This is a genomic window from Desulfuromonas sp., from assembly GCF_002868845.1.
Lineage (GTDB): Bacteria > Desulfobacterota > Desulfuromonadia > Desulfuromonadales > BM501 > BM501.
In genome coordinates this window covers 33455-46822 of sequence record NZ_PKUB01000048.1, presented here as the reverse complement: position 1 = coordinate 46822, position 13368 = coordinate 33455, and the positions used below count along the sequence as shown (strand labels likewise).

Here is a 13368-nt window from a genome sequence, read left to right as displayed (position 1 = left end):
GACGGCGACCGCAAGATGTTCGAAGCGATCCATTCCGGCGCTACGGTGGAAGACGCACTGGCGCTGGCCGACCTGCATCCGCAAAAGAGCGCCCAAGAGGGGGACATCGAGTTGTTCTGACCGGCCCCCTTTTTCTATTTTTCAAAATCGAAGGAAATGCAGCCGGTCAGAAAAGATGGATCGCCGCGTACAGGACCGGGAGGGGGGCGAAGGCGAAGGAGAAGACGATGCCGAAGCCGGCCAAGGCGCCGGCGAGCTCCACCTCCATCCCGGCCTCCACCGCCTCGAAGACCGCGATGTCCGCCGCGGTCCTTCCGATCCCGAGCAGGACGAAAAATCCGATCAGGATAAAGTTCGTCACGCCGTCCGCCTCAGACCTTCAGCAGCAGGGTCCGCTGCCGCTTCTCGGCGTAATCGAACTCGTGGCTCATCCGCCAGACGACGGCCAGCCGGCGCCGCGCCGAGGGCAGGCGGCTCAGGGCCACGGCGATGGCGACCGCGAGACAGAGGGCGCCGCCGCGTCCGCCGTAGTCGAACCACAACTCCCCGCGGGTATAGTCGTAGCCGAACCGGAGCAGGGCCCCGTAGACGGCGGCATAGAGGCCGACCCGAAAGAGCAGGCGCAGGATGATTTCGGGCCGGATCAGGCCCGTGGAGGCCTTGCTTGCCAGGCGCTTCCAGCGGCCCATAAGGAGGCCGTGAAGGCAGAAGCCGACCGCCAGCAGGCTGTCGGAGGTGCGGATGGCGAGATATCCGGAAAGCACCCCCCAGCCAAGGGCGATCAGTGCGGTATCGAGAGTCATTCAGTTCCTCCTTCGGAGCCGCCCCGGAGCATCCCGGGCAACGCTTCATGATGCCCCAGGCGCACGGGGAAAAGCAAGTGGGCGACAGACAATTCCCCCTTCCGGTTGACACCGCGGCGGGCGCCGTCTTTAATTATTAGGCAGGCCGCAGGCCCATCCCCTTCCCCCCGGACCAGGGAGGCCCCATGAAGAACGAAGTCCGCGTCGCCAGCTGGAACGAGCTGCAGGATGAACTCTTCGCCGATTCGTGGAGCGAACCCCTGGGGCGGTTCCGATCCCGCAACGCCTTCCGCGGCCTCTCCGACGCATCCTTCCCCCTCCTCTCGACCCTGATCCGCCTGGAGGGGGACTTCGTTCAGATCGAGCGCCACCTCCTTCGCAACTTCAAGAAGTACGCCCACCGCGACGTGGTCCAGCGCGACTCCTTCTGGCACTGGCTCTCGGTGGCCCAGCACTACGGCCTGCCCACCCGCCTGCTCTACTGGACCTACTCCCCCTTCGTGGCCATGCACTTCGCCACGGCCAACATCGAGAAGTTCGACGTGGACGGCGTCATCTGGGCCGTCAACTACGTGCAGGCCCACGAGCTGCTCCCGGAAAGCCTGGGACAGAAGCTGGCGAAGGAGGGGGCCAACGTCTTCACCGTGGAGATGCTCGACGAGGCGGTGACCTCCTTCGAAGCCCTGGACGCCCTGGGGCGGGACGAATTCGCCCTCTTCTTCGAACCGCCCTCGATGGAGGACCGCATCGTCAACCAGTTCGCCTTCTTCTCCATCATGTCCGGCCCCCGCCACGGCGTCGACGCCTGGCTGGCCCGCCACCGCTCCATCTGGCGCAAGATCGTCATCCCCGCCGAGCTCAAGTGGGAGGTCCGGGACAAGCTCGACCAGGCCAACATCACCGAGCGGGTCCTCTTCCCCGGCCTGGACGGCCTGAGCCGCTGGCTCAAGCGCCACTACAGCACCAAGGAACGGTAGCGCCCCTCCTCCCCATGAATAAAAAAGCTTGTCCCGTCAACGCCCCCTATGATACCAGTGCGGGGCTTTTAACACCCTGTCTCACGCAAAGCCGCATCGACCTTCTTTGCATCCTTGCGGCTTGAGACAACGCAGGCGAACGGGCGAGAGGCCGATTTCGATTTTTCGCCCCCGCTGCCCCGCCAGATGGCAAGGTTTCTGCAGCACGTCCGAACCTGACGATAACGAAGCGTACAGCCAGATTCTGTTTTTCCTTGGAGACCCCGCATGATCCACCTGAACAACATCACCCGCCAGCACGGCTCGCACGTGCTCTTCCGCAACGCCTCCTTCCAGGTCCTCCCCGGGTCGCGCAGCGGCCTGGTCGGCCCCAACGGCGCGGGAAAGACCACGGTCTTCCGCCTTATCACCGGCGAGGAACAGGCCGACGGGGGCGAGATCCAGTGCGCCAAGAAGACCGTGATCGGCTACTTTTCCCAGGACGTCGGCGAAATGTCCGGGCGCTCGGCCCTGGCCGAGGTGATGGCCGCCTCCGCCGAGACGATGGCGCTGGGCGAGGCGATCCGGGCCATGGAGGCCCAGATGTGCGAGCCGATGGAGGACGACGCCCTGGCCGCCCTGCTCGAGCGCTACGGCAACGCCCAGGAGGAGTTCGAGCACCGCGGCGGCTACGACCTGGAGAGCCGCGCCCAGGCGGTCCTCACCGGCCTCGGCATCGGCCCCGACGCCTACGGCCGCCCGGTGGAGTCCTTCAGCGGCGGCTGGAAGATGCGCATCGCCCTGGCGAAAATCCTCACCATCAACCCCGACGTCCTGCTGCTCGACGAGCCGACCAACCATCTCGACGTGGAGTCGATCATCTGGCTCGAGCAGTGGCTGTCGGAGGAGTTCAAGGGGGCGGTGCTGATGACCAGCCACGACCGCGCCTTCATGAACCGCCTGGTGTCGCGCGTCGTCGAGGTGGCCGGGGGGACCATCACCACCTACGGCGGCGACTACGACTTCTACCTGCGCGAGCGGGAGATCCGCCGGGAGCAGCTCCTCGCCAGCCACCGCCGCCAGCAGGAGATGCTCGCCAAGGAGGAGGAGTTCATCGCCCGCTTCGCCGCCCGCGCCTCCCACGCCGCCCAGGTGCAGTCGCGGGTGAAGAAGCTGGAGAAGATCGAGCGCATCGAGATCCCCCCGGAGCAGAAGGTCATCAGCTTCGAGTTCTCCCCGCCGCCGCGCAGCGGGGACGACGTCCTTGTGCTCGAGGACCTCGCCAAGAGCTGGCCCCTTCCCGAGGGGGGGCAGACGCCGGTCTTCGGCGGGGTCTCGGGGATGGTTCGGCGGGGGGAGAAGATCGCCGTGGTCGGCGTCAACGGCGCCGGCAAGTCGAGCTTCCTCAAGGTGCTGGCGGGGCAGACAGAGGCGAGCGGAGGCCGCGCCGTGGCCGGCGCCGCCGTCGACATCGGCTATTTCAGCCAGCACTCCATGGACGTGCTCGACCCGAGGATGAGCGTGTACGACACGGTGCAGGCGGCCCTGCCCACCGCCTCGGTCGGGGTGATCCGCAACCTCTGCGCCGCTTTTCTCTTCGGCGGGGACGACGTCGACAAGCGCATCGCCAACCTCTCCGGCGGCGAAAAGAGCCGCGTGGTCATCGCCACCCTCCTGGCCCGCCCGCACAACCTCCTCATCCTCGACGAGCCGACCAACCACCTCGACATCGCCTCGCGGGAGGTGCTCCTCGAGGCGCTCCAGAAGTTCGCCGGGACCGTGCTCCTGGTCAGCCACGACCGCTACTTCCTCGGAGCCCTGGTGGACCGGGTGTTCGAAATCGACCATGGCGCGCTGACCGCCTACGAGGGGGACTACGACTACTACCTGCGCAAGAACGGGGAGGGGGCCGCGGCCTGAGGCCCTCAAAAAGAGTCCAGCAGCCCCCGCCCGCGCGCTCTCCGGAACCGAAAACATCATCGGCGCCGCCTTGACAGATTCCCGGCGGGGATGGGAAAATGCCTGACACCTTTATGGAGGCCCCATGAAACACGTGATGAAGTTTGCCATCCTCATGTCCATCGGAGGGGCCGCCGGCGGTCTGCTCGGCTATGCGGGCCAGTGCGCGGGCAGCACCTGAGGCATCCTTTCGACTCCCTGGTCAGGGATTCTGTACGGAGCGGTGATCGGGCTTTTTCTGGCCCTGATTCCCGGTGAGGGAAATCGCCCCGACAAGAAGGGCTGAATTCCCGAACCGAAAGACTCGGGGCGGGGAAGGGAAAAACCGGGCCCGCCCTTTCGGGCTTGTGCTATCTTTTAACGACGCCTTGAACCCGCCGCACCGAGACACAGCGAGAGGGCCCGCATGACCGAACTGCCCAGCGGGGGGACGGCGATCCCCCCCCAAGAAGCCGAGGAGAGAGACCTGGCCGGCCTGCTGGAGCGCTCCGCCGCCTGCCTGTCCCGTCTCGGGGACGACTACGCCGACTCCCGCGCGGGGCTGGAGTCGCTGCAGGGGCGCCTCGCAGAGGGGCGTTTCCACCTCGCCGTCCTCGGCCAGTTCAAGCGGGGCAAGAGCACCCTGCTCAACGCGCTGCTCGGCGAGGACCTGCTCCCCACCGACATCCTGCCGGTGACCGCCATCCCCACCTTTATCGAAGCCGGAGAGACCCTGCAGGTGCGGGTGGTCTTCGACGGGGAGCGCCCCGCCGAGGTCCACGCCCCCGGGCCGGACCGGCCCCTCGCCGCGATCCTGGCCGACTACGTCACCGAAGCGGGCAACCCGCATAACGAGCGCAGCGTCAGGCGGGTCGAAATCGCCCACCCGGCCGACCTGCTGCGCCGGGGGGTGGTCCTCATCGACACGCCCGGGGTCGGCTCGACCCTCCGCCACAACACCGAGGCCGCCCACCAGGTGCTGCCCCAGTGCGACGCCGCCCTGTTCCTGGTTTCGCCCGATCCGCCCCTGACCGAAATGGAGCTCGAGTACCTCGGCCGGATCCGCGACCGCCTGCCGCGCATCTTCTTCCTGCTCAACAAGGTCGACTTTCTCGAAGCCGGCGACCTGCAGGCCTCCCTGCAGTTCCTCCGGGAGAACCTGGAGCGTCACGGCGACCTTGAAGAGGCGCCGAGAATCTTCCCCATCTCCGCCCGCAAGGCCCTGCAGTCCCGCGTCTCCGGGGACGAGAGCGGCTGGAAGTCCAGCGGCCTGCAGGAGGTGGAGGAGCATCTCATCGACTTTCTGGCCAAGGAGAAGCAGCACACCCTGCAGGCCGCCCTGGCCCGCCAGGCCTGCGACATGGTCGACGAGGGGGCGATGCGGCTGCAGCTGACGCTGCGCTCCCTGGAGCTTCCCCTCGAGGACCTGCAGCAGCGCCTCGACACCTTCGCCCAGGTCCTGCCGGAGGTCGAGCGCGAGCAGCATGCCGCCGCCGACGTCCTGGCCGGGGACCGGAAGCGGGCGATCGCCCTTCTCGACGCGAAGGTCGAAGAGGTTCGGGAGAGGGCCCGCAGCGCGATACTGCCCCGGGTCGAGGAATACCTCGACGGCGAAGAGGATCCCGAAGAGATGGAGGAGTTGGTGCGCTTGCTCATGGCGCGGGAGACCCCGCCCTTTTTCAGCGCGGCGATGCGCTCCGTGGGAGAGACGGTCCGCAAGGAGGCGACCGACCTGCTGACCCTGAACCAGCAGCGCAGCAACCGGATCATCGAGAAGGTCCGCCAGACCGCCGCCGAGCTGTTCCAGGTCCCCTACCGGGCCCCGGCCGGCGCCGCCGCCTACACCCCCTTTTCGCCCCCCTCCTGGAGCAGCGAGGTCTGGGTCTCCGACATGGACCCCCTCGGCCAGCGCATCTCCCGCAAGCTCTTTTCGCAACGATTCCGCCGCAGGCGCACCGTCAAGCGCCTGCGGGAGCATTGCCGGTCCCTGCTCAACCAGAACGTCGAGCAGATCAGCTGGACCCTGCGCAGAAGCCTCGACGAGAGTTTCCGCCACTTCGACTACGAGCTGCGCGAGCAGCTGGAGAAGACGGTCGGCGCCACCAGGGGAGCCGTCGAGGTCGCCCTCGGCCGCCGCGAGGCACAAGCCCGGGAGACCGCTCCGGACGAGGCCCGGCTGAAGAAGGAACTGGAGGAGCTGCAGGCGATCCGCAAGGCCCTGGGCGCCTGCCCCTAGCCCTTCAGAGACACCCGCACTGCATAAAGAAAGCCCCGGTTCCTTGCGGAACCGGGGCTTTCTCTTGCCGGGACGCCGATAGAGGTCTCAGACGGCCAATCGATGGGCGTGGTAGCTGCGGAAGAGTCGCAGAGTGTTGCGCATGCACATCGCCACGGTCACCGGCCCGACCCGGGGGATGAAGAGCTCGGCCTTCTCCTCCGCCTCCGGGGAAAAGTTCTTGATGGTGGCGAAGTTGAGGCAGATGGTGCGGGGGGAGATCTCCCCGGCCCCGATCCTGGGGAAGGCCCGGGAGGGAACCCCGGTGATAACCATGGACGAGCCGGCGAGGGCCTCGGCCCGTGAGATCTCCGTCTCCACGGCCTGCCCCACTTCGTAGAGCATGGGGCCGAACTCGTCGAAGGAGTAGACCCGGGCGCCGTCGTTGGACATCATCACCGCCAGGGGGCGGCCCACCACCTCGCTGCGGTTGAAAATGGTGACCGTCTTGTGCTCGGCCGGCCGGGTGCCGCTGGCGCCGTAGGCGCCGTTGGCCTCGAGGATCTTCAGGACCGCCAGGGCGGTGCAGGGGACCACCGCCTTGCCGGCGGCGACGGCACCGTCGACGAGCCGCTCGTTTTCGTAGAGCTTGCGGATCCAGTAGGAGTGCAGCCCCTCGATGTCCTTGCGGTGGTCGACCACGTCCTTCAGGTAGCGGTCCTGCTCGTTGCCGAAGACGGGGTAGTAGACCATGATGCCGTGAACTGCCGGGTCCTCGTTGGCCTCGCCGATGGCCCCCTCCAGCTCCAGCCGGTTGCGGACCCGCAGTTCGTAGGCGATGCCCAGTTCTTCACAGGCGTTCCGGGTGTACTCAGCGTAGGTGAGCGAAGGGCCGTAGTCGCCTGCGAGAAAGCCGACGACCTTGAGCCGGGTGCCGAGGGCCCGGATCTCCTGCCTGATTTCCGCCCGGTAGCGCGCCGCGACGATGGAGGGTGTTACAAGCACTGGACAATCTCCTTTTTCCGATCTGCCCGGCCGGGGGCCGGTTCGCGCCCCGCCCGGGAGAAGGTTGATACAGCCACGAAAAGAAGGTTGCGAGGCTAGCACGGCGAATCGGGCGGGGCAATCATGTAGACGCGTCTACGCCATAAAAAATCATGCGGAAATTACGGGGAGCCGCTGCCCCCCCCTGTGACGCAGCCGGAGCGGTGGGGACCCGAAGGGCAGAAAATCTAATCGGGAGCGAAGCAGAGCGCGTAGTCGCTGCACGCCCCGCAGTCGGGAGACTTGCACATCGTCCCGCCGCCCAGGTCGCAGGCCTCCTTGAAGAGAAAGCGCTTCCAGCGCATCCCCCTGTCGTTGGCCTCCGCGAGGGTCGGGAGGTGACGGGCGATGGCAGCGGAGAGTTCGGGGCGTTCGAACAGGCCCATCGCCCTCCACAGGTGCCCGGGATGGGCGGCCCGCGCCGCGAGGATGCGGGCCAACAAGGCGGAGGCGGGGAGGTCCCTCCCCTGAGCGTCCTGCGGGACGTGGGAGAGGAGGATCGCGAGGACGTCCCCGTTGGTTTCGGGGGGAACTCCCCTGGCCGGGGTCGCATGTTGGAACAGGGCGTCCGGGTCGGCGCCGGGGAAATAGGTTTCCATGACGGCAGTAACCCCCTCCTGTTCCAGGCCGAGGGCCGCCGGCAGACCGGATGGCTCCCCGGCGGCGACGGCGATCAGGCAGGCGAAGAGGTGGCGGTCCTCGCCCGCGGCGCCGACCGGGGCCGGGCTTTCCATCAGCTGGCGGTAGACCGGATCGGAGGGGCTCAGCCGCGGGGCGTGGTCCCCTGCTCCGGCCGCGACCGAGGAGCGGACCGCATCCCCGCCGGAGGCGCTTTTCACAGCCCCCCGAAGCGCCTCCGCGGCGAGTTCGGCACAGTAGGCGCGCTCTTCGGGCAGGCCGCCGAGGACGGCGTCGACCCAGGCAGGGGCGATGGCATCGACCTCGGCGAGCGGGTGCCCCTCGGCCAGCTCCGCCAGGGCGGCGCAGGCGGCGACGGTAAAACCGCAGCCGAAGACCTGAAAGCGGATATCCACCACCGCGCCCCCTTCGACCCGGATGGCGAAGCGCACCGCCAGGCGCGTGCCGGCCTCCCCCGCCTCCAGGCCGACCTCGCCGGTGCCGTGGGCGTCGGGAAGGGCGCCTGCGCGGCTGTCGTCGGTGGCGTAGCGGCGAATGATATCGGTGTAGCCGGCCATTGATTCTCCAGGTTTTCTTCTCCCCCTTCAAGGTCGCCGAGCGAAGGACGTTTCCTCCGGGGGGGGCGGCTGCAGCTAGGGAAGCCTCAGGGCGATCTTGTCGGGGTGGTCAATGCCCTTCCTTGTGCTCCCGCAACGCGGTGGCGGCGTTCGCCGCCTCGAAGAGGAAATACGCCCCCCCCTCGTAGAGCACGTCATTCTTCAACTGGTTGCCGACCTGTTCCCAGTTGGGGAAACCGCGCAGCACCAGGGCCTTGCCGAACCGGCGGGCCAGGGCCTCGGCGTGATCGTTGCCGACGATCAGGCCGTACTCATCGCGCAGGTTCTCGGCATCCTCCAGGTCGCCGACCAGCACCTTGGCCGCCGGGATCGTTTCCAGCTGCGGCGAGTCGACGGTGGAGACGGCCACGGCGACCCTCGCCCCCGCCTCGTTCAGGGCCTGGCAGAACCCGGCCAGCTGGTCCGGTTCGCCGACGACCAGGACGCGGGTCTGGCCGAGAGAGAAATGGCCGTCGAGCATGGCGTCCTGAAGGCGCTTGCGCCAACGCGCGATGGGCGGCTGCGGCCTTTCGACCCCCGTCTCCTTCATCAGCCGCGCCGCCAGGGCGTCGGTCGCCTCGAGACCTCCCAGGTGGCGGAAGTGAAGGTGGCGGACAAAGGGGTTCTTCTCGAGAAGCGCCCTGGCGCACCCCTGCATCGAGTCGCCGACGGTGACGACCAGTCCGGCGTCGGCCAGCCCCCGGATCTGCTCGACAGAGATGCCGCCGCCGGAGAGGGCCGCCTGCTTCTCGCCGAGATGGCCGTCGAGGGAGGTCGACAGGTCGGGCAGCGCCAGCACCTCGTAGCCGAAGGAGGCGATGAACTCCTTGATCTTCTCCACCTCGACCGGCGTCAGGCTCGCGTGGGGCAGGAGCGCCAGCTTGTCGTCGTCGATGGACTCGGTCGGCGTGACCAGCTGCTCGATCATCGCCCTCGTCGCCAGGGCCCAGCCGCTCTCGAGCCCCCCCTCGTAGTCGGGGGTGTTGACGTGAACCAGGGGAAAGTCGATCTTGCCGGCGACGGCGCGGATGTCGTCCCCCTTGGTTTCTGTCAGCCCCGTGGTGTGCAGGCCGATCAGGCTGGGGGTGACCTTGCCGGTGATGTTCTTCACCGATTCGACGATGCTGTAGTCGCCGCCGTCGAGGATCGCCGTGACGTCGGAGACGGCGGTGGTCTGGATGGCGATCGGCTCGGCGAAGTGACGGGTGTAGTAGACCTTGGTATAGCTGGTGCAGCCGATGGCGCCGTGCATCAGCGGCATGCAGCGGTCCACCCCCAGAAAAGCGAGCGCCGCCCCCATCGGCTGGGAAAGCTTGAAGGGGTTGACCTGCAGCGGTTTCTTCGACTTGCGGCTCACTTCTCCCATGGGGCCCTCCGGGCGACGTTTGTAAAGACCGGGTTCTCCAGCGCGTTTTTGAGATCTTCGGCCAGGTTCAGCAGGCCGCCGTAGCCGCCGTAACTCTTCTTCTTCTCCTGGTTGACGTCGGCGAAGGCGATCCCCTTCTTGATCGCCGTGTAAAGGCTGCGCCCGCCGGCCAGCAGCAGATGCGCCCCGGTCTCGTCGATGATTTTCGACTGCTCGGCGCCGGGGTTCATCATCAGCACCCCCTTCTCCCCCAGATGCTCCCGCGCCTTTTCGCGGTCGGCCTCGGTGGCCTTCTTCACCGCCGTGGCCACCACCTCGATCCCCAGGTCCTGCAGGGCCGAGGCGATCGACCAGCTCTTGTTGCCGCCGGTATTGAGCACCGCCTTCTTGCCGCGGAAAACCTCCCGGTACGGCTTGAGCTTTTCTTCCAGCTTCGCCTCCTCCCGGGCGACCAGGCGCCTGGTCCGAGCGACCAGCTCCGCATCCCCCAGGGCTTCGGCGATGGCGAGAAGGCCTGCGCTGGTATCGCGCTTGCCGTAGAAGGAGAGAGAGACGGAGGGGATGCCGTAGCGCTCCTCCATTTTGCGGGTCAGGGAGACGAGGGACTTGGCGCAGACGATGACGTTGAGCCGGGCGCGGTGGGCGGTGCGGATCCGGGCGATGCGGCCGTCGCCGCTCAGGGTGGAGAGAACGCGGATGCCGAGTTCCTCGAGCAGGTGCGAATACTGCCACATGTCGCCGGTGACGTTGTACTCGCCGATGAGGTTGATGTCGAAGGGGGTGGCCTCTTCCGGCTCCGCCGTGCCGATCAGGCCCGCCAGGGCCGCCTCGCCGCCGAGGCGGCTGCCGAGGTTCTTGCTGCCGACGAAGCCGGGAGCGTGGACCGGGACGACCGGGACACCGTGCTTGCCCTCGGCGTGCCTGCAGACCGCGTCGATGTCGTCGCCGATGAGGGCGGTGACGCAGGTGGCGTAGACAAAGACGGCCTCGGGGGCGTAGCGCTCCACGATGTAGCCGATCGCGTCGAGAAGCTTCTGCTCGCCGCCGAAGACCACGTCCTTCGTGGAGATCCCCGTGGTGAAGCCGACCTGGGTCAGGTCGCGCCCCTCCCAGCCCGTCTTTGTGGCGCGGGTTTCCCAGGAGGCGCCGAGGCAGGTCATCGGCCCGTGGACCAGGTGGGCGGCGTCGGCGTAGGGAAAGAGGGTGATCTGCGCCCCCTCGAAGGCGCAGCCGCCGGTCGTCGCCCCCGGAGTCGGCGCGTTGCAGGCGGTCTTCCGCGTCTTGTTGTGGGCGCAGGCGCTTTCGTCGAGAAGGTCTTTGATCTTCGGTTTGGGTGTCAAGGGCTGATCCTTTCTGAATGCGTTGCCTTCAGATCGTCATCAGTCCCGTCGCGTCGTTGGGAGGGAACCCGCTGCGGCCGGCGGCTATGGCGGCCGTGGGGGTGATGGGGAACTCTTGTCCTTCCCGTTGCAAGAGTCTCGCCAGGGGAAAAATGCCCGCAAATTGGTCAAATCTCTGAAGGCCGGTCCTGTCGGAAGTTGCATTACAGGGGCAGAGCACGAAACTTATGGTCATTTTTTGGGCACACATGGGTCGATCATTAAGAACCAAAACCGCCGCCCCCCCCGACGGGCGCCCTCTCAAATGGAACGAAGACCGGAATCAAAAAGCTCCTTTTGCCCTTGATCCTCCCAAAAGACACCCCCAGCCCGGGAAGGACCGGCACACCTCTTGCTCAATCGAGCAACTGTATCCATAATGACCCCTCTTCCCAGATACGGGTGCCCCATGATCCTCCTCATCCAGAACGACGTCCGGGTCCCCCCCGGCATCATCACCGACATTCTCGCCGACCGCGGCGTGCCCTACCGAGAAGCCCGACTCTTCGAGGCCCCGGAGTTGCCCGCCCCCTCAGCCCTTTCCGGGATCATCCTGCTCGGCGGCTACATGGGGGTCCACGAACTGGCGGCCCACCCCCACCTGGCCGGACTCCCACGCTTTCTGGAAAGGGCCTTCGACGCCCGAACCCCCCAGCTCGGCATCTGTCTCGGAGGGCAGCTGCTCGCCGCGGCCCTGGGCGCCGAGGTCTTCCCGGCCCGCAACGGAGAGCGGGGCCCCCGTGCCGTCGCCCTCACCGACGCGGGGCTCTCCGACCCCCTCTTCGCCGGCCTGCCTAAGACCTTCCCGGCCTTCCAGTTCCACAGCGACAGCTTCGCCGTTCCCGAGGGCGCCGCCCATCTCGCCGCCTCTCCGGCCTGTCCCGGGCAGGCCTTCCGCCTCGGCAGGGCCTACGGCCTGCAGTTCCACCCCGAGGTCACGATGGGGATCGTCGCCGCCTGGTGCCGGGCGGTCGGGGAGACGGGACCGGTGGCGGAGGAGTTCGCCGCCGTCGAGGCCGAGCATCGCCGCCTCGCCGGCCGCCTCCTGGAAAACTTCCTCGACCTGGCCGGTCCCTGATCTTTCGGCAGGCAGGCCCCCCGAAGCTCTGCCTAAATGGTCGGCATCCCCGCCCCCGGCCATGCAACAAAGCGCCCCTTTCGCAGCCTTCTGGAAGTGGCACGCCCCATGCATTTCAGGACTCGCAGAAGAACCCGCCAGCAGCGCCGCTGGCTTCTGGCAACGCCGCCCCGAGACCGACAGGTCCCGGGGCTTTTTTGTGAGGTCGCCATGAAACAGGATATCCGAAACCCGATCGTCATCGACGACACCACCCTGCGCGACGGCGAACAGACCGCCGGGGTCGTCTTCACCCTGGAAGAGAAGAAGCGCATCGCCCGGATGCTTGACGAGATGGGGGTCGGGGAGATCGAGTGCGGCATCCCGGCCATGGGAAAAGAGGAGCAGAAGAGCGTTCGGGCCCTCGTGGAGATGGACCTCAAGGCCCGCCTCATCACCTGGAACCGGGCGGTCGTCCCGGACAGCCAGGCCTCCATCGACGCGGGTGTGACGGCGGTGGACGTCTCCCTGTCGGTCTCGGACATCCACATCCGCCACAAGCTGCGCAAGGACCGGACCTGGGTGGCCGAGCAGCTCAAGACGGCCCTCGGCTTCGCCAAAGAGCACGGGCTCTACGTCTCGGTCGGGGGCGAGGACGCGAGCCGCGCCGACCTCGACTTTCTCACCGAGCTGCTGGAGGTCGCCCGCGCCCTCGGCGCCGACCGCTTCCGCTTCTGCGACACCCTGGGAATCCTCGACCCCTTCGCCACCTACGAGAAGATCCGCACCCTGCGGGAGCGGGTTCCCGAGCTGGAGCTGGAGGTCCACACCCACAACGACCTCGGCATGGCCACCGCCAACGCCATCGCGGGGATCAAGGCCGGCGCGACCTACGTCAACACCACGGTCAACGGGCTGGGAGAGAGGGCGGGCAACGCCGCCCTGGAGGAGGTGGTCATGGCCCTCAAGCACGCATGCGGCCAGGACCCGGGCATCGCCACCGGCCGCCTGGTGGAGCTTTCCCGCCTGGTCGGCAAGGCGAGCTGCCGGCCGGTGCCGGAATGGAAGGCCGTGGTGGGGGAGAAGGTCTTTTCCCACGAGTCGGGCCTGCACGCCGACGGGGTCCTGAAGCATCCGGGCAACTACGAGGGGTTCGACCCGGCGGAGGTAGGCCTGAGCCGGCACATGGTCCTGGGCAAGCACTCGGGCAGCCACGGCCTGCTGTACCGGCTGCGGCAGCTGGGGTTGGAGCTGGACCGGCTCGACGCCCTTGACCTGCTGGAGAAGGTGCGCGGCATCTCCCAGCGCAACAAGCGCCCCCTGACCGACGGGGAGCTGCTTTCCCTGAGCCGCTCCGCCCGGCGGGTCGCCTGAC

General features: G+C 67.4%; 12 protein-coding genes. 6 read left to right on the top strand and 6 right to left on the bottom strand.

Features of this window, described 5'->3' with window-relative positions; translation table 11 throughout:
- Positions 1-166: 166 nt before the first annotated feature.
- Together C0617_RS14555 and C0617_RS14550 are read right to left on the bottom strand one after the other, a co-directional pair.
- Positions 167-361 (bottom strand): hypothetical protein, encoded by a 195-nt coding sequence (locus tag C0617_RS14555; protein WP_291317765.1) that lies wholly within the window; start codon positions 359-361, stop codon positions 167-169.
- 10 nt (positions 362-371) lie between these two features.
- Positions 372-803: a hypothetical protein gene (locus C0617_RS14550; RefSeq protein WP_291317764.1), complete on the bottom strand. Its 432-nt coding sequence runs from the start codon at positions 801-803 to the stop codon at positions 372-374.
- A 185-nt stretch (positions 804-988) separates the two neighbouring features.
- Between C0617_RS14550 and C0617_RS14545 the strand changes: the two genes are divergently transcribed.
- The 4 genes from C0617_RS14545 to C0617_RS14530 all read left to right on the top strand — a co-directional run bounded on the left by C0617_RS14545 (position 989) and on the right by C0617_RS14530 (position 5933).
- A complete protein-coding gene (locus C0617_RS14545; protein WP_291317763.1) occupies positions 989-1780 on the top strand; it encodes an FRG domain-containing protein in 792 nt (263 codons plus the stop codon).
- A 267-nt stretch (positions 1781-2047) separates the two neighbouring features.
- On the top strand, positions 2048-3679 hold the full coding sequence (locus C0617_RS14540) for an ABC-F family ATP-binding cassette domain-containing protein (protein WP_291317762.1): 1632 nt from the start codon (positions 2048-2050) through the stop codon (positions 3677-3679).
- 124 nt (positions 3680-3803) lie between these two features.
- Entirely contained in the window at positions 3804-3899 is a 96-nt protein-coding gene (locus C0617_RS14535; protein WP_291317761.1) for a DUF6132 family protein, read from the top strand.
- A 225-nt stretch (positions 3900-4124) separates the two neighbouring features.
- Positions 4125-5933 carry a dynamin family protein gene (locus tag C0617_RS14530; protein ID WP_291317760.1) on the top strand — a complete coding sequence of 603 codons (1809 nt, stop codon included), beginning with the start codon at positions 4125-4127 and terminating at the stop codon, positions 5931-5933.
- 87 nt (positions 5934-6020) lie between these two features.
- On the opposite strand, the gene C0617_RS14525 is transcribed toward C0617_RS14530, so the two are convergent.
- From C0617_RS14525 to nifE, 4 genes are all read right to left on the bottom strand, one after another.
- Positions 6021-6917: a bifunctional methylenetetrahydrofolate dehydrogenase/methenyltetrahydrofolate cyclohydrolase gene (locus tag C0617_RS14525; protein WP_291317759.1), complete on the bottom strand. Its 897-nt coding sequence runs from the start codon at positions 6915-6917 to the stop codon at positions 6021-6023.
- A gap of 227 nt (positions 6918-7144) precedes the next feature.
- Entirely contained in the window at positions 7145-8152 is a 1008-nt protein-coding gene (locus C0617_RS14520) for a nitrogen fixation protein NifQ (RefSeq protein ID WP_291317758.1), read from the bottom strand.
- 109 nt (positions 8153-8261) lie between these two features.
- A complete protein-coding gene (nifN, locus tag C0617_RS14515; RefSeq protein WP_291317757.1) occupies positions 8262-9557 on the bottom strand; it encodes a nitrogenase iron-molybdenum cofactor biosynthesis protein NifN in 1296 nt (431 codons plus the stop codon).
- Positions 9545-10897 carry a nitrogenase iron-molybdenum cofactor biosynthesis protein NifE gene (gene nifE, locus C0617_RS14510; protein ID WP_291317756.1) on the bottom strand — a complete coding sequence of 451 codons (1353 nt, stop codon included), beginning with the start codon at positions 10895-10897 and terminating at the stop codon, positions 9545-9547. The genes nifN and nifE overlap by 13 nt, the downstream gene beginning before the upstream one ends.
- Positions 10898-11345: 448 nt before the next feature.
- On the opposite strand from nifE, the gene C0617_RS14505 reads away from it, so the two are divergent.
- Both C0617_RS14505 and nifV read left to right on the top strand, forming a co-directional pair.
- Entirely contained in the window at positions 11346-12014 is a 669-nt protein-coding gene (locus C0617_RS14505; protein WP_291317755.1) for a type 1 glutamine amidotransferase, read from the top strand.
- A 210-nt stretch (positions 12015-12224) separates the two neighbouring features.
- On the top strand, positions 12225-13367 hold the full coding sequence (gene nifV, locus C0617_RS14500; RefSeq protein WP_291317754.1) for a homocitrate synthase: 1143 nt from the start codon (positions 12225-12227) through the stop codon (positions 13365-13367).
- Position 13368: the final 1 nt, after the last annotated feature.

What these genes read in the sequence shown, in the direction of transcription:
- C0617_RS14550 (WP_291317764.1), bottom strand. Translation starts at nt 803, where the DNA reads ATGACTCTCGATACCGCACTGATCGCCCTTGGCTGGGGGGTGCTTTCC.
- C0617_RS14545 (WP_291317763.1), top strand. Translation starts at nt 989, where the DNA reads ATGAAGAACGAAGTCCGCGTCGCCAGCTGGAACGAGCTGCAGGATGAA.
- C0617_RS14540 (WP_291317762.1), top strand. Translation starts at nt 2,048, where the DNA reads ATGATCCACCTGAACAACATCACCCGCCAGCACGGCTCGCACGTGCTC.
- C0617_RS14535 (WP_291317761.1), top strand. Translation starts at nt 3,804, where the DNA reads ATGAAACACGTGATGAAGTTTGCCATCCTCATGTCCATCGGAGGGGCC.
- C0617_RS14530 (WP_291317760.1), top strand. Translation starts at nt 4,125, where the DNA reads ATGACCGAACTGCCCAGCGGGGGGACGGCGATCCCCCCCCAAGAAGCC.
- C0617_RS14520 (WP_291317758.1), bottom strand. Translation starts at nt 8,152, where the DNA reads ATGGCCGGCTACACCGATATCATTCGCCGCTACGCCACCGACGACAGC.
- nifN (WP_291317757.1), bottom strand. Translation starts at nt 9,557, where the DNA reads ATGGGAGAAGTGAGCCGCAAGTCGAAGAAACCGCTGCAGGTCAACCCC.
- C0617_RS14505 (WP_291317755.1), top strand. Translation starts at nt 11,346, where the DNA reads ATGATCCTCCTCATCCAGAACGACGTCCGGGTCCCCCCCGGCATCATC.
- nifV (WP_291317754.1), top strand. Translation starts at nt 12,225, where the DNA reads ATGAAACAGGATATCCGAAACCCGATCGTCATCGACGACACCACCCTG.